Origin of the sequence: Archaeoglobus neptunius, from assembly GCF_016757965.1 — an archaeon.
Taxonomy (GTDB): Archaea; Halobacteriota; Archaeoglobi; order Archaeoglobales; family Archaeoglobaceae; genus Archaeoglobus; species Archaeoglobus neptunius.
The window spans coordinates 122032-141502 of sequence record NZ_JAEKIW010000002.1; the positions used below are offsets into that span (position 1 = coordinate 122032).

The 19471-nt window shown below is 46.2% G+C and carries 25 protein-coding genes; 20 read left to right on the forward strand and 5 right to left on the reverse strand.

Annotated elements, in window-relative coordinates; all coding sequences use genetic code 11:
- Positions 1 to 96 precede the first annotated feature (96 nt).
- The 11 genes from JFQ59_RS01890 (at position 97) to JFQ59_RS01940 (ending at position 9933) form a co-directional block, all read left to right on the forward strand.
- The gene (locus tag JFQ59_RS01890; protein ID WP_202318713.1) at positions 97 to 1041 is read left to right on the forward strand and encodes a beta-ribofuranosylaminobenzene 5'-phosphate synthase; all 945 of its coding nucleotides are present in this window, start codon (positions 97 to 99) and stop codon (positions 1039 to 1041) included.
- Positions 1031 to 1807, forward strand: coding sequence for an NOP5/NOP56 family protein (locus tag JFQ59_RS01895; protein ID WP_230972207.1), 777 nt, complete (start codon positions 1031 to 1033; stop codon positions 1805 to 1807). Before JFQ59_RS01890 ends, JFQ59_RS01895 begins: the two co-directional genes overlap by 11 nt.
- On the forward strand, positions 1804 to 2436 hold the full coding sequence (locus JFQ59_RS01900; protein WP_202318715.1) for a fibrillarin-like rRNA/tRNA 2'-O-methyltransferase: 633 nt from the start codon (positions 1804 to 1806) through the stop codon (positions 2434 to 2436). Before JFQ59_RS01895 ends, JFQ59_RS01900 begins: the two co-directional genes overlap by 4 nt.
- Before the next feature lie 24 nt (positions 2437 to 2460).
- Positions 2461 to 2736: an OadG family protein gene (locus JFQ59_RS01905; RefSeq protein WP_202318716.1), complete on the forward strand. Its 276-nt coding sequence runs from the start codon at positions 2461 to 2463 to the stop codon at positions 2734 to 2736.
- Positions 2733 to 3149: a biotin/lipoyl-containing protein gene (locus JFQ59_RS12655; RefSeq protein ID WP_202318717.1), complete on the forward strand. Its 417-nt coding sequence runs from the start codon at positions 2733 to 2735 to the stop codon at positions 3147 to 3149. Before JFQ59_RS01905 ends, JFQ59_RS12655 begins: the two co-directional genes overlap by 4 nt.
- A complete protein-coding gene (locus JFQ59_RS01915; protein ID WP_202318718.1) occupies positions 3146 to 4210 on the forward strand; it encodes a sodium ion-translocating decarboxylase subunit beta in 1065 nt (354 codons plus the stop codon). The genes JFQ59_RS12655 and JFQ59_RS01915 overlap by 4 nt, the downstream gene beginning before the upstream one ends.
- A 130-nt stretch (positions 4211 to 4340) precedes the next feature.
- Positions 4341 to 4541 carry a 4Fe-4S dicluster domain-containing protein gene (locus tag JFQ59_RS01920; RefSeq protein WP_202318719.1) on the forward strand — a complete coding sequence of 67 codons (201 nt, stop codon included), beginning with the start codon at positions 4341 to 4343 and terminating at the stop codon, positions 4539 to 4541.
- The gene (locus JFQ59_RS01925; RefSeq protein ID WP_202318720.1) at positions 4538 to 6274 is read left to right on the forward strand and encodes an aldehyde ferredoxin oxidoreductase N-terminal domain-containing protein; all 1737 of its coding nucleotides are present in this window, start codon (positions 4538 to 4540) and stop codon (positions 6272 to 6274) included. Before JFQ59_RS01920 ends, JFQ59_RS01925 begins: the two co-directional genes overlap by 4 nt.
- Before the next feature lie 137 nt (positions 6275 to 6411).
- Positions 6412 to 7443, forward strand: coding sequence for a heterodisulfide reductase-related iron-sulfur binding cluster (locus JFQ59_RS01930; protein WP_202318721.1), 1032 nt, complete (start codon positions 6412 to 6414; stop codon positions 7441 to 7443).
- 1 nt (position 7444) lies between these two features.
- Positions 7445 to 8824 carry an FAD-binding oxidoreductase gene (locus tag JFQ59_RS01935; RefSeq protein WP_202318722.1) on the forward strand — a complete coding sequence of 460 codons (1380 nt, stop codon included), beginning with the start codon at positions 7445 to 7447 and terminating at the stop codon, positions 8822 to 8824.
- Complete coding sequence (locus JFQ59_RS01940; RefSeq protein ID WP_202318723.1) at positions 8821 to 9933, forward strand: (Fe-S)-binding protein; 1113 nt, start codon at positions 8821 to 8823, stop codon at positions 9931 to 9933. The genes JFQ59_RS01935 and JFQ59_RS01940 overlap by 4 nt, the downstream gene beginning before the upstream one ends.
- Positions 9934 to 10028: 95 nt before the next feature.
- Here JFQ59_RS01940 and JFQ59_RS01945 read toward each other — a convergent pair whose 3' ends face one another.
- Positions 10029 to 10379: a hypothetical protein gene (locus JFQ59_RS01945; RefSeq protein WP_202318724.1), complete on the reverse strand. Its 351-nt coding sequence runs from the start codon at positions 10377 to 10379 to the stop codon at positions 10029 to 10031.
- Between the two features lie 89 nt (positions 10380 to 10468).
- Here JFQ59_RS01945 and JFQ59_RS01950 point away from each other — a divergent pair, with 89 nt between their 5' ends.
- From JFQ59_RS01950 to JFQ59_RS01960, 3 genes are read left to right on the forward strand one after another with little or no spacing between them, the layout of a single operon-like run.
- Positions 10469 to 11449, forward strand: a complete 981-nt coding sequence (locus JFQ59_RS01950) for a substrate-binding domain-containing protein (protein WP_202318725.1) — start codon at positions 10469 to 10471, stop codon at positions 11447 to 11449.
- Positions 11440 to 12153, forward strand: coding sequence for an ABC transporter permease (locus tag JFQ59_RS01955; protein WP_202318726.1), 714 nt, complete (start codon positions 11440 to 11442; stop codon positions 12151 to 12153). Before JFQ59_RS01950 ends, JFQ59_RS01955 begins: the two co-directional genes overlap by 10 nt.
- A complete protein-coding gene (locus JFQ59_RS01960) occupies positions 12150 to 12848 on the forward strand; it encodes an ABC transporter ATP-binding protein (protein WP_202318727.1) in 699 nt (232 codons plus the stop codon). The genes JFQ59_RS01955 and JFQ59_RS01960 overlap by 4 nt, the downstream gene beginning before the upstream one ends.
- 18 nt (positions 12849 to 12866) lie before the next feature.
- Here JFQ59_RS01960 and JFQ59_RS01965 read toward each other — a convergent pair whose 3' ends face one another.
- Complete coding sequence (locus JFQ59_RS01965) at positions 12867 to 13058, reverse strand: 4Fe-4S dicluster domain-containing protein (protein ID WP_202318728.1); 192 nt, start codon at positions 13056 to 13058, stop codon at positions 12867 to 12869.
- An 83-nt stretch (positions 13059 to 13141) separates the two neighbouring features.
- On the opposite strand from JFQ59_RS01965, the gene JFQ59_RS01970 reads away from it, so the two are divergent.
- The 3 genes from JFQ59_RS01970 to JFQ59_RS01980 are packed head-to-tail and all read left to right on the forward strand — an operon-like array spanning position 13142 to position 15454.
- Positions 13142 to 13849 carry a DUF432 domain-containing protein gene (locus JFQ59_RS01970; RefSeq protein WP_202318729.1) on the forward strand — a complete coding sequence of 236 codons (708 nt, stop codon included), beginning with the start codon at positions 13142 to 13144 and terminating at the stop codon, positions 13847 to 13849.
- Positions 13846 to 14691: a mechanosensitive ion channel family protein gene (locus JFQ59_RS01975; RefSeq protein WP_202318730.1), complete on the forward strand. Its 846-nt coding sequence runs from the start codon at positions 13846 to 13848 to the stop codon at positions 14689 to 14691. Before JFQ59_RS01970 ends, JFQ59_RS01975 begins: the two co-directional genes overlap by 4 nt.
- Positions 14660 to 15454, forward strand: a complete 795-nt coding sequence (locus JFQ59_RS01980; RefSeq protein ID WP_202318731.1) for an ATP cone domain-containing protein — start codon at positions 14660 to 14662, stop codon at positions 15452 to 15454. Before JFQ59_RS01975 ends, JFQ59_RS01980 begins: the two co-directional genes overlap by 32 nt.
- A 44-nt stretch (positions 15455 to 15498) precedes the next feature.
- On the opposite strand, the gene JFQ59_RS01985 is transcribed toward JFQ59_RS01980, so the two are convergent.
- Positions 15499 to 15786: a DUF211 domain-containing protein gene (locus JFQ59_RS01985; RefSeq protein ID WP_202318732.1), complete on the reverse strand. Its 288-nt coding sequence runs from the start codon at positions 15784 to 15786 to the stop codon at positions 15499 to 15501.
- A gap of 37 nt (positions 15787 to 15823) precedes the next feature.
- On the opposite strand from JFQ59_RS01985, the gene JFQ59_RS01990 reads away from it, so the two are divergent.
- A complete protein-coding gene (locus JFQ59_RS01990) occupies positions 15824 to 16465 on the forward strand; it encodes a histidinol phosphate phosphatase domain-containing protein (RefSeq protein ID WP_202318733.1) in 642 nt (213 codons plus the stop codon).
- On the opposite strand, the gene JFQ59_RS01995 is transcribed toward JFQ59_RS01990, so the two are convergent.
- Positions 16455 to 17333: a polyprenyl synthetase family protein gene (locus tag JFQ59_RS01995; RefSeq protein ID WP_202318734.1), complete on the reverse strand. Its 879-nt coding sequence runs from the start codon at positions 17331 to 17333 to the stop codon at positions 16455 to 16457. The two genes, JFQ59_RS01990 and JFQ59_RS01995, sit on opposite strands and share 11 nt — an antisense overlap.
- A gap of 152 nt (positions 17334 to 17485) precedes the next feature.
- On the opposite strand from JFQ59_RS01995, the gene JFQ59_RS02000 reads away from it, so the two are divergent.
- Together JFQ59_RS02000 and pyrE are read left to right on the forward strand one after the other, a co-directional pair.
- Complete coding sequence (locus JFQ59_RS02000; protein WP_202318735.1) at positions 17486 to 18025, forward strand: CDP-2,3-bis-(O-geranylgeranyl)-sn-glycerol synthase; 540 nt, start codon at positions 17486 to 17488, stop codon at positions 18023 to 18025.
- A 4-nt stretch (positions 18026 to 18029) separates the two neighbouring features.
- On the forward strand, positions 18030 to 18560 hold the full coding sequence (pyrE, locus tag JFQ59_RS02005) for an orotate phosphoribosyltransferase (RefSeq protein ID WP_202318736.1): 531 nt from the start codon (positions 18030 to 18032) through the stop codon (positions 18558 to 18560).
- Here pyrE and JFQ59_RS02010 read toward each other — a convergent pair.
- Complete coding sequence (locus JFQ59_RS02010; RefSeq protein WP_202318737.1) at positions 18519 to 19460, reverse strand: hypothetical protein; 942 nt, start codon at positions 19458 to 19460, stop codon at positions 18519 to 18521. The genes pyrE and JFQ59_RS02010 overlap by 42 nt on opposite strands.
- Positions 19461 to 19471 lie beyond the last annotated feature (11 nt).

The window sequence follows — 19471 nt, forward strand, 5'->3', positions numbered from 1 at the left end:
GTAATTACATTTTATTAAACTTACCGGATTACCATAATAATCATGAAAACATAAATCAAAAAAGTATTTTTTAACTGGGAAATCAAAAGGTGAAATATGTCTTTGAGGTTAAGAACGCCATCGAGAATACACATCACGCTAATTGACTTAAATGGGAGTTTGGGGAGGATTGATGGAGGGGTTGGTTTAGCTTTAAACGAACCTTACATCCAGATCACAGCAAAGGAGAGTGAAGATGTGATTATCAAAGGTGTGTCAACAAACATCGAGAGGTTCAGACTATCAGCGAGTAAAATGGCGGAGTTTTGCGGGAAAGGGTTAGAAATTGAGGTTCTGTCAGATTATGAATCACATGTGGGGCTGGGAAGTGGAACACAGATCAGCCTTGCTGTTGGCAGAGCCTACAGTGAAATTTACAGTTTGGGTCTCACAACCAGACAGATTGCGGAGATAATGGGGAGGGGTGGGACATCAGGTATAGGTGTGGCCGTTTTTGACCATGGAGGGTTGGTGGTTGACGGAGGACATTCGATGAAGGAGAAGAAGAGCTTTTTGCCATCCTCAGCAAGCAAGGCGAAACCCGCACCGGTGATTGCCCGTCTCGATTTTCCAGAGTGGGACGTGATTCTGGCAGTGCCGAATCTAAAGGGATTTTTTGGGGAAGAGGAGGTTAACCTCTTCCAGAAATGCTGCCCGGTACCGCTTGAAGAGGTCAGGGAGCTTTGTCATTTAATTCTGATGAAAATGCTTCCGGCGGTGGTTGAAGCCGACCTTGATGAATTTGGCAGAGCCATCGGAAGGATACAGGAACTTGGATTCAAGAAAGCGGAGGTAAGCCAGTACGGAGATCTTATTAAAGGATGTCTTTCTCTGGGTGATTGTGTGGGCATGAGTTCAACCGGACCAGCTGTTTACGCCGTGACTGACACGAATGCAAAGGTGCTTTCGAGAGACATCGAGAGCTATTTTAGGGAGAGGGGATTTGAATGCTCGGTGTATATCACGAAAGGCAGAAACAGGGGGGTTGAGATTGAGGTATAATCTGTGGTTCGGGGTTTACGATAGGGGAATGGTTAAAAAAAGCCCCAGTCTTGAGGATTCATTTCTCAATGCCGCCAATGAGGAACCTCTCCCATTTAGTGTAGCGGAACTGGGCAGAGAGGTGTTTGGTTCTGAATACTACACTGTTTTGAGGAAAACAGCCTTGAGTGTGGCAGAAAAACTTGTTGAGGATGAACTCAGAAGGGAGGACAAGTACGTCATTGCTCTCGTCAAGGCCCTTGAGGAAGTGGAAGAGTCCATAAACATGCTCAGCGAGAAACTCGAGGATATTGAGTCAGTTAGAGATTCTGAACTGTTAAATGAGTTCAAAAGCAAGATTGAAGAGCTTAAAAGGCTGAGAAATTCCATTGAAAGTGAGATTGAGGAGATAATGGGGAAAATTGCACCAAATCTCGTGGAAATAGCCGGTGCGAAGGTTGCTGCAAAGCTTCTGGAAAGGGCGGGAAGTATGGAAAGGCTTGTAAGGTTGCCAGCGAGCAAAATTCAGGTTATAGGTGCAGAGAAGAGTCTTTACAAGGCTTTTGCCAGAATGAAAAGGGGTAAGAAAGCCAAAATACCAAAGCATGGAGTTATATTCCTTCATCCATTCATCAGAACTCTGCCGAAGTCCAAAAGAGGAAAGATGGCGAGGTTTCTGGCTGCAAAAATAGCAATAGCTGCCAAAATTGATTATTTCCGGGGTGAGCTTGATGAGAACCTTTACGAGAGTATCAGGAAACGATACGAGGAGTTGAGAAGGAAATGAAAAAGTTGATGAGAAATGTGTATTTAATTGATGAAATGCTTGTTACGAAAAGTGGCTATGGAAGCCACTACGGTGAGAGGGTTTTTGACGGATTCAGAGAGTGGATTCCGTGGAGGAGCAAATTGGCAGCAATGATTCTCAAAGGTCATAAAATAGATTTCAGAGGGGATGAAAGGGTTCTTTATCTTGGGGCCGCAAGTGGTACCACCATCAGCCATCTTGCGGATATTCTCGATGAAGGAATAATCTATGGCGTTGAGTACTCTGCAAAGCCTTTTGAGAAGTTCCTTTCCCTTGCCAGAGAGCGCGACAACATCATTCCATTGCTTTTTGATGCCTCCAGGCCGTGGAAGTACAGCGGTATAGTGGAGAAGGTCGACTTCATCTATCAGGACATCGCCCAGAAGAATCAGATTGAAATTCTCGAGAGCAATGCCAGATTCTTCTTGAAAAAAGGTTGTGAGGTTCTGATAATGGTCAAGGCCAGGAGCATAGATTCAACTGCAGAGCCCGAAGAGGTATTTCAGGAGGTTATAAGCCGTATAAGCAGAAACTTTGAAATCTTAAGGTATGACGACCTCCTGCCTTACCACAAGGATCACATTTTTGTTCACGCTAAAATTTTTTAATCTCTCTGACTTGCCCACTTCGGGATGAATGAACTTGGCATAATGCTGACCGCATCTGGAATGGGTGGTGTTTTCGTAGTTCTATCAATACTTGCGTTTGTCATGTGGGCTATGGGCAGATTTTTTGGGAAAAAAGCAACTTCTGAAGAAAGTGACAATTTCAGCAGCCTGACGGATCTCGAAGTACTGGCGGTGACGGCAGCGATTCTTCAGTATGAGGGTACTTCAGTAGTGGAGGTGCATGGGCCGGAAAACTGGAAGAGACTTGCGAAGATTTATGCCGGGAGGTGGTTGGAGTGAAGTTTTACAGGATCAGAATTGACGGTGCGGATTTCAAGGTTGGGGTTGAGAAGCTGAGGGATGGGGTTTACAGGGTAAAGGTTGGCGAGAAAGAGGCCGAAGTCGTTGTTGAGGATGTTTATGAGAGGGCAGAAACGATCTCAGAAAGACGTGAGCCGGTAACACCATCGGCAGGGCCTTCTGAGGTAAGAGAGGAGTTGAAGGATGCTGTAACTTCTATGCTGCCCGGTGTCGTTCTGAAAATACTCGTTAAGTCCGGTGACAGGGTTAAGGCGGGTGATCCGATAGTAATAATAGAATCTATGAAAATGGAGAATGAAATAGTCAGTCCGAAGGATGGTGTCGTTTCAGAAATTTTGGTAAAGGAAGGGCAGAGAATAGAGGCGGGTGACATCCTTGCGGTGATCAGATGATTGAGAACCTTCTGATGATTGCCGTAGGGTTGGGCCTTGTTTATCTCGGCATATACAGAAAAATGGAGCCATTACTTCTTGTTCCTATCGGCATAGGCGCAATTCTCGTGAATATACCTGGCGGCGGACTGGGGGAGGAAGGGAGCATTTTTGATTATTTTCTCAGGTACCTTATCCACACCGAAATCGTTCCTCTCCTGATATTTCTTGGTTTGGGGGCTTTGACCGATTTTTCACCTCTTCTGGCCAATCCGAAGACTTTTTTACTTGGTGCAGCCGCTCAAATTGGAATTTTTGCAGCTCTGCTGGCAGCCCTATTTCTTGGCTTTACTCCACAGGAGGCAGCCTCCATAGGGATAATTGGAGGCGCTGACGGCCCGACAACGATTTACACGACAACAATTCTCGCCCCCCATCTACTCGCAGCAACTGCTGTGGCTGCGTACAGCTACATGTCTCTCGTCCCGATAATACAGCCCCCCGTGATTAAAGCTCTGACTTCAAAGGACGAGAGAAGAATAAAGATGAGACAGCTTAGAGTTGTTTCAAAAAAGGAAAAGGTAATATTTCCAATTGCCACCATGCTGGTTACGGGATTTCTGGCTCCGGAGGCCCTGCCACTTGTCGGGATGCTTATGACCGGCAATCTGTTCAGGGAAAGCGGCGTTACTGACAGACTCGCAAAGGGGGCAAGTGAGGAACTGATGAATATTATGACTATAATTCTTGGTCTCAGCATCGGTAGTACAATGAAGGCGGAGAGTTTCCTGACATACAAGACGATACTAATCCTCATGCTCGGAGTCCTGGCCTTTGCTTCAGCCACGGCTGGAGGTGTTTTACTGGCGAAGTTCATGAATCTGTTTTTGAAAGAGAAGATCAACCCGATGATCGGTGCAGCCGGAGTTTCTGCCGTCCCCATGTCTGCGAGAGTTGTGCAAAGGATGGCTATTGAGGAAGACCCCCAGAACCACATCCTGATGCATGCCATGGGGCCAAATGTTGCGGGCGTTATTGGCTCTGCGGTTGCTGCTGGAATTCTGATAAGCATTCTCGGTTAAAGCTGAATTGCAGGAGTGGAAATGATGTGCTCGTATGGCCGAGGTTAAATTTTTAAGAACTTGTGACAATTTTCTTCATGAACTGTCGTTATGATTTGAAAGCCGCTCACCGCAAGTACGGGGACAGTGTATGATGGTCGTACATCCTGAGAACTGTACGGGGTGCATGCGCTGCATGCTCATCTGCTCTTACACCTTCACACGAAAATTCAGCCTCTCTTCAGCAAGAATCAGAGTGACTGACTGCGACATCAAATTTCTTGAGAACTGCAACAGTTGCGGGAAATGTGCGGAGCAGTGCTTTTACTCTGCTCTCAGGGTGGTAAAGTGAGTTTTGGAGTTGCCGGTAAACTGGCCACCATCGATTTGAGCAGCGGTGATATCGAGGTTGAAAATCTCAATCCGGAGCTTGTGAAGAGATATCTGGGTGGATTTGGCCTTTGTGTTAGAATTGCTTATGACCACATCCGTCCCGGAGTTGATCCACTCTCACCCGAAAATCCCGTCATCATAGGTACCGGAGTTCTGGTTGGTACCAACGTTCCGGCAGCGTCGAGAGTTTATACCTTTACAAAGCTGCCTGCTAACAACGCCGTTGGGTGGGGCGGAGGTGGAGGAGTTACGTTCGGCTGCAATCTGAAATTTGCAGGTTATGATTGTCTTGTGATCAGGGGAAAGGCCGAATCGCCCGTCATCATTAAAATTGAGGACGAAAATGTGGAGATATGCAAGGCAGAAGATCTGTGGGGTTTGGGTGTTGGAGAAACGACTGAAAATCTCCGAAGCAGATTCGGGCAGGGTGGGGTATTGTCAATCGGTCAGGCGGGTGAGAATCTTGTTAGATTTTCGATGGCATACATCGACAGACTATCTACTGTTGGGAGGGGAGGAATAGGTGCTGTACTGGGATCTAAAAAGCTGAAAGCGATATTCGTCATGGGCAACGGAGAGATAGGAGTTGCGGATAGGGAAAGATTCAACCGAATTTGCGCGAATTTACTTGAGCGGATGAGGAAGTATCCCCATCTAAAGGAGTGGCAGGAACTCGGACTTTTGAAATCTCTTCCAGCATTGCCGGAAGACGAGTACTTCAGAATCAGAAAAAAGAGAATTGCATGCGTATCATGTCCTGTTGGGGATAAGGACGAAATAGAAATCGATGGAAACAGAATCCATACTACCTCGGTGGTCAATCTTCTGACACCGGTAATGATGGGGATGAAGGACTACAGAAAGGCGATGAAACTCACCGCAATCCTCGACGATTACGGGATGGATATGTTCGAGTTCTTTGGTGTTTTGAGCTTCGCAAAGGAGCTTGAAGAGGAGGGAATAATTGAGCTTGAGGAGAAAATAGATCTTTCATCCTTTGAGTCATTGTCGGGGTGGGCAGAAAGGGTATGTTTAAGGGAAGGAATGGGAAACCTGCTTGCAGAAGGGATTGGTGGGATGGAGAGAAAATTTGGGGAGGCGAAGAACAGTATCAAGGGAATGATGGCATACGTCACTCCCAAAGGACCCCTTGTCTGGGATCTTTTTGGTACCATGGAGCTCGGCCAGGTCATCGATCCCAGAGGCCCTCACGTTGCGGCTCACGGCTCTCCAACCTACTTTGCAAGAAGACCTTCAGAAAGCTTCGTAAAGCATCTCAGACGAATGGGTCTGGATGATGAAAAGATAGGGGAGATTCTGGAGGGAGGTTTGAGGGTTGGTAAGCTTTTGTGCTACTCCAACCTCTGGTTTGTGATCCTTGCATCACTTGGCATCTGTGCGAGAGCTCAGATAAACAGATTTTACAGTGCTGAACTTTGTGCAGAGCTGTATTCTGCTGTGACCGGAATGGAGGTTACGAAAGAGGAAATGATGGGGAGAGCAAAGGAAATCTGGACTTTACTCAAGCTTGCCAACGTCAGAGAGGGTTTCAGGCGAGAACACGACTCTCCACCAGATGACTGGTTTGAGGATGGATTCAGGGATTACGTTACGGGCAAACCTCTTGCCAAAGAGGATGTTGAGAGGATGGTGGATGAGTACTACAGAGAAATGGGATGGGATTTCATGTGAAATAGCATCATTTATCAATCGTCAAGCTCTCAAATCATAAATTACGAAAAATTTTTTAAAATCTCTGCCAATTTTAATCATGATTTGTGAGTGTCACCATTTTAGGAGAGTAAATTTGGATATGCGGAGGTGGTGTGGTGGAGCTGAAATTTGACCCTGAACTATGCTTCAACTGCGACAGCATAGCCTGTTTGATGAAATGTCAGTATTTGAACTACGATCTTGAGTCTGCAAGGGAAGAGAGAGTGAAGATTGCGAAAGGAGATTACAGCAGGGTTCTCGAAGAGTGCAAAACCTGTTATTCATGTGAGGAATACTGTCCCTACGACAATCACCCCTTCTACCGTATTGTGGAGCTGCAGGAGAACTATGGTATTAACCTTGCTCCAAAGCCTATTGCGAAGCAACTCGTCAGAATGTATGGTGCGAAAAAGAAGGACCTTGCTAATATATCGGATGTTGGAGAGAAGGCGCTCTCTCTCTGTCTTTTCCCGGATCTTGTGGATAATGTCAGAAGCAGGATTTTCGAGGGGCTCCCGATCATTTTGGGCAGACAGGTGTTCTGCAATCTGGTTTACCTGCATTTCGCCAACATGTCTGTGATAAAGGAAAGGGCAAAGCAGACAATAGAGAACGTGAAAAAGTACGGTATTGAAGAACTTGTTTGTTTCCATGACGAGTGTTATGGCTTTTTCAATTCATATGCGAGGGCTTACGGTATAGATGTACCGTTCAAAACCGTTCACCTTTATGAGTACCTCTATGACTGGCTTAAGAAGAATGAGGACAGAATACGGAAGCTGAACGTGAAAGTAGCATATCAGCGAAACTGCTCGAACAGACTCAGCCCCGAGACTGACAAGATGCTCGACAGAGTGTTCGAGTTGATCGGGGTGGAAAGGGTTGAAAGGGAGTACGATAGGGAGAACGGAATCTGCTGTGGAGCTGTGTTTGAAATGTGGGGAGAGTACGAACTGGCTGAGAAACTGCAGAAAAATAACATTGAGGACATGGCCAGATCGGGAGCAAGATTTGCAGTGTTCAACTGTCCGATGTGCTATGTGGCACTTGCGGAGAGAGCAGCCAAGGCGGGCTTAATGCCCGTTCTTGTGAGCGATCTGTGCAGGCTGGCAATCGGCGAGATGCCGAAGATCCCGGGGCGTGGTTGAAGTGACTGACGTTTACAGCGAGCTGAAAGGTATTGTTGGTGAAAATTACGTTTCGAAGGAGCCCGAAGAACTCTACATATATTCCTCCGATCCCGGAACGATGCCACCCGTCATGCCGGACTATGTAGTAATGCCGGGCACTACCGAGGAAGTTCAGAAGATCGTAATTCTCGCAAACAGGTACAGAATCCCAGTTGTCCCCATGGGTGGTGCTCTGTCTCTGAGCGGTTTGGTCAGACCGCTTAAGGGAGGGATTGTTGTTGACATGAAGAGGATGGACAGGATAGTGGAGGTCAACGAGAGGGCAAGGTACGCTGTGATCGAGGCGGGAGTTAGCGAGGGGAAGCTCAAGGCGTATCTGAAAAAGAACCATCCCGGTCTACGCCTCTCCACACCGGACGCTCCACCGATTGCAACGGTTACAGCAAATGCGCTCATACATGGCTCGGGGAGGTTATCGCAGATCTATGGTTTTCATTCCGAGATGGTTAACGGTATGGAGGTTGTTCTGCCCACAGGTGATATTTGCAGGGTTGGGTCATGCAGCATCTCGCCCTACTGGTTCTCCCGATCACCACTGCCCGATCTTGCCGGTTTGTTCCTCGGATGGTTTGGCAGAACTGGAATCGTGACAAAGCTGGGAATAAAGCTGTTTCCGAAGCATCGCTACAGGGATGTGATGATCTTTGTCACCGAAAACCCATCTCATGTCAGCGATGTGATATGGAGGGTTACCCACACCGAGATGGCCGAGGACATTACAGTATGGGCTCAGCCGAAACCGGACTGGGCAGAGGGGTTTCAGCACACAACTATTTACATTACAGCAGACAGTGAGGAAGAGCTGGAGTTCAAGAGGAAAATAATCCGCAATGCCCTGAAGGATTACATAAAGCAGAAGGACGGGGGATTTCTGTATCTGACTCCGGGGATGAAGTCAGCATTCCTTGAGGAACCAATGTCACAGCTTGTTAGATTTGCAGACGTCAGAAAGGGTGGAGGATTCGAGTATGTTGGGGCAATTCTGCCGGTTTACCTGTTTGATGAGGCCTACAGGAGAGGACTTGAGATCGTAAAAAGGCTGGGCGTTGACTGGGCGTTCAGCATACGCATTATCGGCCGATCCCACTGCATGATGTTTGCCTATGCATATCCCTTCAACAGGGCCGATGAGGAAGATGTTGAGAGAGCGAAAAAAGCTCTCCACGAAACGAATAAGGCCGTGCTTGAAATGGGGGGAATTCCGTGGAAGGCTGAAGAGCCGGCACAGCAGATGATTCTGGAGAGGATGGATGAAGGGACAAAAATGCTGATGAAAAGGGTGATCGATTTGCTGGATCCGAACGGCATAATGAACCCTGGAAACTGGGAGGTGGAATGATGGAGAAAATAAACTACGCCGAAATCGTTCACCGCTGCTTCAGATGCGGGTACTGCAAGTTCTCATCGGACTACTCGGAGATAAACTGTCCGAGTTACGCAAAGTACAGGTTCGAGACGTACTTTTCCGGTGGAAGGATGTGGCTTATCAGGGCGTGGATGAACGGAAATGTGAAATGGAGCGAACATCTTGGAGAGATAATTTACTCCTGTTCAGCATGCAGAAACTGCGTGGAGCACTGCGTTTTCAAGTTCAGCGAACAGCTTGTTGATGTGTTCATCGCAGCGAGAAGTGACATGGTGGAGAAAGGGCAGGCACCAAAGAAGGTCGTAGAATTCTTCAGAAACCTCGCCAAGTTCGGAAATCCGTGGGGTTATGCGGCGAAGGTGGAGGTTGCGAGAGAATACGTCGGAAATGAGTTCCTGCTGCATGCAGGATGCGTAGCTGCTTATGACGAAAGGGCAAAGATGGCATTGAAGGCGTTAACAGAAATTCTCGATCTTGCCGGTGTGGACTACGGTATGTTCAGTGATGAAACGTGTGAGGGAAATGAGGCTTTGATAATGGGTGAATTTGGGCTATTCGAACATTTAATGGACAAAAACAAACGGAAATTTGAGGAAAGGGGAGTGAGAAAAGTGCTGACCCCTGATCCGCACTCATTCAACGCACTCAGGAACTACTACCGAATGGATGTTCTGCACCACACCCAGTTCCTCTGGAGCTTGATGAAGGATAGAGGGCTGAAAACCTCCAGAATCGACCAGAAAGTCACATACCACGATCCGTGTTTTCTGGGGAGGTGGAATGCAGTTTACGAGGAGCCGAGGAAAATTCTTTCGAAAATTTCGACCCTTTACGAAATGCCCAGGAACCGCAAAAATTCATTCTGTTGTGGAGGCGGAGGAGGAAACTTTTACACAGACTATCTGGGTGGTAAAGAAAGTCCGGCGAGAATCAGGGTCAGGGAGGCTGCTGAAACCGCCGACATCCTGGTTACCGCCTGTCCCGCATGTCTCATGATGCTCGACAACGCTGCGAGGGACGAAAAGGTTGGGGTGGAAGTTAAGGACATCGCCGAAATTTTACTTGAAGCTCTGAAAAGATAAAACCTTATGGAGCTTTCATCGGGGATACTGAGGCAAGTCCCCAACGGTCCTCCTCCTGCAGACCCCTCTGCCCCGATCCCCCTTTATTTTACGTTTTAAAAATCTTGCGGTGTGTTGTCAACCATTTCAAGAAACTCGACCCACCGCGTTCTGCACCCTTTCACAAAACTGAGAATTATATCACCTTCTATCCTTTCGACTCTTGCGAGATGCAGACCAAATCTCTTCAAAACCTTTTCGAGCCTGTAAACCCGAAGTCTTCCGGGGTGTGTAGAGGTGTGCACTTTGACAATTTTTCCCAGATCCCTGAGGGTTGGGAACTCGAGTCCGAGATTCACGAACAGTCTCTCGAAAGCTCTCATGTTAATTTTCCATTCTTTGGCACATTCTATCATTTTATCAACTTTTTCGTTAACATATATTGTTCTGTGATGGAACTTGTACATGGTCGTGAGCGAGCAATGCGTAATTTAAGTTTTGCTGTGGATGGCAAAGTTTTTATTCAATATGCATGGCTGAACATATCGGTGATTGGATGAAGAAGTTGCTAATTGTTGTTGCTGCCGTCATCGTGGCCGGGCTGGTGTGGTATGGTTTAACTCCAAAGGAGAGGGTTTTGACGATATCAACAACAACAAGCCTTTATGACACGGGATTGCTTGAAGATGCGATTGCTCCAGCATTCAAAGAAAAAACAGGAATAACGTTGAGGTTCATTCCAAAGGGAACCGGAGCTGCGATTCAGGATGCAAAGCATGGGCTGGCTGATGCGATAATGGTGCATGCCAGAAGCAAGGAGGTGGAGTTTCTTAAGGAAGGCTACGGTGTGAACAGAAAGGTATTTGCCTACAACTTCTTTGTGATAGTCGGTCCCTCAGATGACCCCGCTGGCATCAGGGGACTCAATCCGATTGACGCCATGAAGAAAATTGCTGAGGCTGGAAGGGAGGGTAAGGCGATATGGGTCTCGAGAGATGATGGTTCGGGAACAAACGTAAAGGAAATATGGTTATGGGAATCAGCAGGTTTTAATTACAAATCGCTCAGAAATGAGAGCTGGTTTAGGGCAACAGGTACGGGAATGGGAAAGACTCTGCTGTACACCAGCAACACAAAGGCCTATACGCTCTCAGATATTGGCACCTATCTTAAATACAGGAAAGACGGGCTGATAAATCTGGAAGCTCTTGTAAACAGGGGAGAGGAGCTGATCAACGTTTACAGCATAATTATAGTTAATCCGGAAAAGTTCAGTAAGGATTACAGTGGAGCGGTCATGCTTGCCAAGTGGTTGACCAGTCAGGAGGGGCAGAAAATAATCGGTCAGTATGGAAAGAAGGAGTATGGTACCCCTCTATTCTATCCGGCGGTTGACGTCCTAAAAAAAGGTAGCGGTACGGCGTTTGAGTGGATAGTGAAGTACGGATTCATCAAGGATGATGGTTATATGACAGAGTGTCCGAAAGACTACAGATATAAATCGGATCTGAGCTTCTTTGAAGTGCCATGGAGCTGATTGTGTCCGGTGTCCAGCAGGCTCTGAAGCTCATCATTACGGCAAATCCTGATGTAGTGGATATTGCGATGAGGTCGATAAGGGTTTCCGGATTTGCAACGGTCTTGGCAACAATATGGGGCCTTCCGATAGGTGTTGCCGTTGGTCTCTACAATTTTCCCGGAAAAACTACCGTGAAAGGACTCTTCAATGCACTTCTGGGTATACCGACTGTTGTGCTCGGCCTCATACTCTATCTGATACTCGCACCTACCGGTCCACTCGGATTTCTCGGCCTGATTTACACGGAAGCTGGAATCAGTCTCGGGCAGGCGGTGCTGATAACCCCAATCATCATTAGCTTTTCTGCCAGCTCTGTTGAGTTCATCGAAAGAGAGATAAGGGAGCTGGCCCTCACTCTGGGAGCAGGCGATATTGAAGCATCGTTTGCTGTAATAAGGGAAGCTTCAAGCGGGATTTTTCTTGCACTGATAGCAGCCTTCAACAGAGCTGTTGCTGAGCTGGGAATTGCAATAATAATTGGAGGGAACGTATTTGTTAAAGGCAGTGCCCTGAACACAAGAGTCCTCACAACTGCGATACAAATGTACACAAGCCGTGGTGAACTTGACATGGCAATCGCACTCGGGATAATTCTTATCTCAATTGTTTTTGCAGTCAACCTGTTCTCGAATCTGCTACAGCGGAAACTGGTGAGAATGTGATTGAACTTGAAGGAATTTCGAAAAAATACGGAGACACCAGAGCTCTTGAGGACATCACCTTGAGAATTGAAAAGGGTGAGATATTCACGATAGTTGGCCACAGTGGAGCAGGCAAAACGACATTACTGAGAATACTCGCTCTTCTTGAAAAGCCGGACAGCGGAAAATATTACTACAAGGGGAAGATCGCTGATAACAACTGCAGGAGGGAAATAACAATGGTATTTCAGAAACCCGTGATGTTCAACAGCAGCGTTTATTCAAATGTGGCGTACGGTTTGAGGATAAGGAAGTCCAGGAAAATTGAAGACAGGGTGAGGACAGCTTTGAAACTTGTAAATCTCGAGGGCTTTGAAAAATACAATGCGAAGAGGCTGTCGGGGGGAGAGCAGCAGAGGGTGGCCATAGCAAGAGCCATTGCGATTGAACCGGAAGTTCTCATAATGGACGAGCCAACGGCAAATCTCGATCTCGTGAATGCAGCAATTGTTGAAAAGGTTATCACGGAAATTGCAAAAAAAGGGACAACTGTTGTTCTTGCAACTCACAATCTGTTTCAGGCAAAAAGACTGTCTGACAGGATTGCCCATATATTTGGCGGGAGGGTGGTTGAAGTCTCAAAGACAGAGGAATTTTTTGAACGCCCCAAGAGCGAGATATCAAGAAGGTTTGTCACCGGTGAGCTTCAATACTAATAAAAATTAAAAATATTTTTATTCACATACGTCAACATAAATGGCCCCGGTCGGACAGACCTCGACGCAGGAACAGCATTCAATACAGTCTTCAGGTCTTACAGGTTCAGATTTTCCGTCATCATCGAATTCATAGACGGATCCGGGGCAGACGCTTATGCACTCTCCGCAACCATCACATTTTTCCTTATCCACTCTGATCTCCACCATTGCACCTATTTGGATGTTTAATTTAAAAAGTTTCTTCTCAGGCAAATACAAAAGCTTTTATCCAAGTCAATCTAAAAATAAATGTGTTCGGTTACCACGAGCTTAAAGACTTCTCTGCGGAGATCGGGGAGTACAGAATTAAAATTGAGAAAGAAGGTGTTTTCTACAGATACATAAGGGAAAACGGTGGAAGAAAGGAGAAGAACGTCTTTACCGATTCAGGAAGACTGATTGTAAATCCTGTTGAGCCTGTAAATCTTCCTAAGGAGATTACCAACTTCCTTCAGATCAGGTTCAGGAAGCCATTTGTTTCAGAACCGAAATCGACGGTTGAGGTTTATGCCACATTTCCGATTGAAATTGCCGTTTTTGTTGCGGCAAAAAAGAGTGTTGGACTTGTTGATGTTTTCTCAATGCAAAGGCCAAAGTACACCCTTTACGGAAACCCGAGAGAGGGTATAATATGCAGGTACTGGGAGAGCGACCTGCATGCGGATGTTCCATCGGTGGACAGGTACAGAGAGGGAGTGATCAGACTGAGGATCGTCAACAGCGACGATGAGTGGATCGAGATAAGCAATGCAGTTTTTGACATCTATGGGATGAAAATATTCTACGACGATGAGATGGTCTGCTCATCAGCATCGGTAAACATACTCTCTCCTAAAGTAGCAGAAACAAGATTCACGAATAAACCCTTGAGGGACAAAATGAAGAAGTCGCTGGAGCTATACACTGCCAGAAGGATATCTATTGCCGGAGTAAAGTTTGTTATGGAGTGGGGACTATGATCGATATTCTGGACTACAGAATCTATCAGGATGTAACGGTCTTTGACCTGATATTTGTAATTCTGGTGATGGCTGTCGCCACCGTATTTGCCAAAATAGTCACAACCAATCTCAGAAGAGCTCTGATTGACAAAATGAAGAGAGATCAGCTTGAACTGATGCTTAAAATAATTTACTTTGGAATAATTATCGTTGCGTTTATCGGAGTGCTTCCCTCCCTTGGACTTGATCTGTCCGGTTTACTGGTGGCTGGAGGGATTGTAGGTATTGTTATTGGTTTTGCGAGCCAGAGCGTTGTAGCAAACCTGGTTTCCGGGATATTTTTGATTTCAGAGAAGCCCATAAAGATAGGGGATCAGATAAGCATTGAGGGTGTTGCTGGCTTTGTGGAGGACGTGAACATTCTTTCAACCATCATCAGAACTTACGATGGATTGTATGTCAGGATTCCAAATGAGAAGGTTTTCACTTCAAGTATAACGAACTATGTTACTCATGTGGCCAGGAGATTTGAGTACTCAATCGGAATACGCTACAGTGATGATGCCGAGAGAGCAGTAGAAATTATTAAAAGACTGATTGATGAACATCCTTTTGCCCTGAAAAACCCGGAGCCACAGGTTTTCGTTGACAGCCTCGGTGACAATTCGGTAAATCTTACGGTGAGAATCTGGGCCCCATCAAATGAATGGTACTCTGTTAAAATGGATCTTCTCTGGAAAATAAAGACCGAGCTTGAAAGAAACGGAATTGAAATCCCATTCCCTCAGAGAGTTGTGTGGTTCGCAAATGAATTGAGGGCTGATTTGGGTGAGGGTGAGGAAAAGAGACGGGAGACTTGAGGAGTTCAGCAGGGAGAAGATAATGAGGACCTGCCAGAGGGCGGGAGCTAGCAGAAGAATTGCTGAAAAGGTGGCACGAGAGGTAGAAAGCAGGATTTATGACGGAATCTCAACTGATGATGTGCTCGAACTCGTCATTGAATCTCTGCTGAAGTACGAGTACTCAAAGGGGGCAAGATACGATCTCAAACGTTCTATTCTTCGTTTGGGTCCAGCGGGCTTCGGTTTTGAGAAATTTGTTGCCAGATTGCTTGAGGAGTATGGATACAGGGTTGAAACAAACGTCGTGGTTGAAGGAAGGTGTGTGAAACAGGAAATAGATGTAATTGCTGAGAACAGAGAGGGCAGGTACATGATTGAATGCAAGTTCCACAACCTGCCCCTATACACGGGGCTTAAAGAGGCGATGTACACCTATGCCAGGTTTCTGGACGTTAAAGACAGAGAGAACTTCACCAGACCGTGGATGGTGACAAACACGAAGTTCTCTGAAGATGCAAAGAAGTATGGGGCCTGCATGGGTATAAAGCTCACAGGCTGGAGTTATCCCGAAGAAAATGGAATAGAACAGCTTCTTGAGTATAAAAATCTTTATCCAATTACCATATTGAGAATAGACAAAGAAACAATAGATTCTGCTGTGAATGCGGGCTTAGTGTTCTGCAGGGATGTTCTGGATGCAAGTGAAAATGAGCTTAAAAGGAAGGGGATCAAAAAGGCTGGAGAACTGATAGAGGCCGCAAGATCATTTCACCGGCAGTAGTTTGGGTACAGACCGTACAGTGAGTCCACTCGTAAGTTTTGGAGTCAGTCCTGCTCCGTTCTTACGGATTCAACGACGATTTTTCCTGCAACGACCTCATCAATGCTGTGAATAACCCCACCAAGATCCTCTATCAGTCTCTTGATCTCGTCAAAATCGAGATCATTACCTAAAATTGTTATTTTTATATTTTCCGTTGCCTGATCTATTTCGGAGAGGTGGATGTTGACCCCATCAACATTGTTGAGCTCGCTCAATCTCAGGGCAAAAACAGTAGTCCTTGGTTCGTGTGGCTTTAAAACATCAAGGACTAACCTTCTCAATCCCTTCACAGTAAAAGCTTATTAGCACCTTATTTAACGTTTTTGCATGTTCGATTTGCATGTCCATTCCGTGTTCAGCGATGGGGAGCTAATCCCTTCAGAGATAGCGAGAAGGATGTTTGCTGCAGGAAATCGTGGATTTGCAATCACGGACCACGCAGATTTCTCCAACATATCCGATATTCTTTCAAAACTGGCGAAAATGAGAGAGTACATTGATTTTTATGATTCCCAGTTTTTGATTGGTGTTGAGATAACGCACGTACCTCCGGAATTAATTGGAAGGGCGGTCGAAGCTGCATGGAAAGAAGGGGCCGATATAGTTGTTGTGCATGGTGAAACTATTGCAGAGCCGGTTAAAGAGGGGACGAATCTTGCAGCACTCAGTGAAGAGGTATCCGTTCTGGCCCATCCTGGAATAATGAGCGAGAGGGAAGCGGAGCTTGCCAGAGAAAACGGAATTCATATTGAAATCAGCACCAGAAAGGGTCACTGCCTATGCAACGGCAGAGTTGCCAGGCTAGCGGAAAAATTCAGATTTCAGCTCGTGATAAACACGGACTCTCACTCTCCGTCAGACATAATCAATGACAGCGGGGCGGCTAAAGTCCTCAGGGGAGCAGGGATTGAGGACTGGAAAAGGGTTCTGGAAAACAACGAGAGGCTTTTCAGGAAGCTTAGAAAATAACCCTCTTTCCGGAATGTCTTTTTATCATATCGTAGGTCATGTAATTCACAATCTGCTCCAGTTTCTCTCTCTCGACACCATCTTCAAAATATTCAAGAGAACCCAAACTTTTTTCGGCGAAATAACCCATCTTCTCAATTGTTCTGGAGATCACCTCGCTCTTTCCGTATTTTTCCTCGTAAATTTGGGGCAGGGTTCGTGATTCAAACTCAGAGTGCTTGTCTTCAAGTATTTTCATGTACTCAAGCATATCATCAACTATCTGGTACGCCAGACCAAGGTTCAGACCATACTGGTAAAGTTTTTCTGCGGCCTTCTTGTCATCACTGACGATTTTACATGCACTTCTTGCGGAGTAGGCAAAAAGTGCGGCAGTCTTTTTCTCTATACACTCGAAATAATCTTTCTCATCGAATGGTTCCTTTATGCTGTAGAAATCGAGCACCTCTCCCTCCGACATCATCATTCCGACCTTGGAAAAATCTCTGATAATCTCTTCTCCGTATTCCGAGGTGAGCTCCACGGATTTTGATATAAGCCAGTCCCCAAGCACAATCGCAAGAGTTATGTCGTATTTCTTGTGCAAGGCATCCTTTTTTCTCCTTTTCTCCGCTCTGTCTATCACGTCATCATGAACAAGACTGGCCGTGTGTATGAGTTCAACAGAGATGGCCAGATTCATAACGTCACCGTAGTCTCCACCGCACAGTTTCCCACATAGGAGTACTATCAGCGGTCTGCTTCGCTTACCACCTGCGGAAATTGCATAAGACAAAGCCCTCTTTATTTTAGGAGCGGCAACTACTGTTTCAATGAATTTGGCAAGATTGTCCTCGAAAATCCTGTACTCCGGCCAGTATTCGATCACTTTTCCAGCTTTATGGATATGAACTTATAACTGTTTCGAGATATTTTCAGACATTTAAATATGCCCCCGAATTTCTCTCAAAAAATGTATGGTTGATATATAATGCCCAGCTCTGTTTGAAAAACTTTAAAAATTTTGGTATGACTGGATGTATGCTCGATTTAATCCTCAAGACAATCTGGCTTCTTCTTCCTGCTTATACTCCCAACAATTTTGCAGTGCTGGTTGGTGGTGGCACTCCAATCGATTTCGGGAAGAACTTTTTTGATGGCAGAAGGATCCTGGGTGACGGAAAGACCTGGAGAGGGTTTGTGGGAGGAATTGCCGGGGGTGTTCTGACGGCAAACCTTCAGTATGCTGTTGAAACCCTTTTTGCCTTTAAAATTTACAGTTCTTTGCCTTATGCAGAATTTTTCACACTGACCATGCTTCTGGCAGCAGGTTCGATGATCGGTGACTCTGTGGGGAGCTTTTTCAAAAGGAGACTGGGATATGAAAGAGGGGCAAGATTTCTCATCGTCGACCAGCTTACGTTTCTCATCGTAACTTTGTTTATTTCTGCCCTTTACGCTCCCTTCTGGAAGCTTTTTTCGGTGGAGATCATATTGACGGCCATCCTGCTTACCCCTGCACTGCATCTTGGAATAAATTATATTGCCTTCCGCATAGGTTTCAAGGAAGTTCCATGGTGATAGTATGAATGCCGAGAGACTTGTCAGAAGGATGATAGACGTTGGTGCTCTCAGGTTCGGGGATTTCCTGCTCTCATCCGGAAAAAGGAGCAGGGTCTATGTTGATGTCAAGCTGGCATCCACGTTTCCGGATATACTTGAGATGATTGCAGACGGGATTGCGGAGAAGCTGAGCGGTGTGGAATTCGACAGAGTTGCCTGTGTGGAGCTTGGTGGCGTGGCGATTGCAGTTGCCACATCCCTGAAGCTCAAAAAGCCGCTGGTAATATTCAGAAAGGAGGAAAAAAGCTACGGAGTTGGGGGAGACAGGATAGGAGAGATACGGAAAGGAGAGAGAGTCGTTGTGGTGGAAGACGTTATAACCACAGGCAGGTCTGCTCTTTCGGCAGCAAGGAGGGTGGAGAAAAGCGGAGGAGTTGTCGGGGCAATAATAGCGGTGGTTGACAGGGAGGAATCGGGGAGAGAGTTCATGAGTCTTTTAAAGCTCAGCGATTTAATCAAGGCGTATGATTCCTTCGATACCACCAAGTCTTAGCTCTTCAAGCTCTTTTTTACTAAATTTTTGTTCAGGATATAACTCGTAGTTTTCAAACGATTTCAAAATCAGATTGCTCTCAAAGCCCGTCACATCTGCCAGAATTTTTGCTTCCCTCCTGCCAGCCCTCGCCCTGTCGAACTCACGAAGAAAGGTCTCTTCAATGTCAGGGTTAACTTCGAGAAAGCTGTTGTTGAAAGCCAGAGTGCAGCAGAGGTAGTCACCAAGGACGTCACAGAATCTCTCTTTTCTGAGATTTTCGAGCATCGTGAAGTAGGGTTCCCAGATGGCAATTGCCCTCAGCTCAGGTAGGGAGTTTATCATACTCTCCGGAGACCTGAAATACCTTATTTTTCCGTCAATACCGTGCATATCCATATATTTTCTCAGATTACGCTCCATTGTGGAGAACTCGGAGCAACCCCACCACTGTGAGTCCGTTCTGGAGAAAACAAGTCCGCTGCCGTTAAGCGCCACCTTCCGCACTATTGTTACTGTTTTCATCAGTACCCCAAAAAAAGCCTGTGTTATGAATGGCGAGGCGGCAGCATCGACGTATCCGTGAACCAAATCTTTTGTGAGTTCAATGCTGCTGTCGTAAACTCTAATAAAGGCGTTTAGACTCTCAGCAGCGGCAACTACTTTCGGATACTCACTGGCTCGCAGAATTCCGATTCTCAACACGCCTTCAACGGGTTCGGGGGAGTATCTGGTAAGCCAGACCCTGTACGATTTGCCTGATATTTTCTTTCTCACAACCTCTTTTTCGTACTCAAGTGTGGTGAGGATCTCTGAAACCGTAGATTTCGAGAGGTTCAGCCTGTTGTGAATTTCACTCTGCAGAATTCCGTCTTCCCTCACAGATTCGAGCAGTCGCCTTATCCTCTGTTCAGCGTCCACACTTATCATCT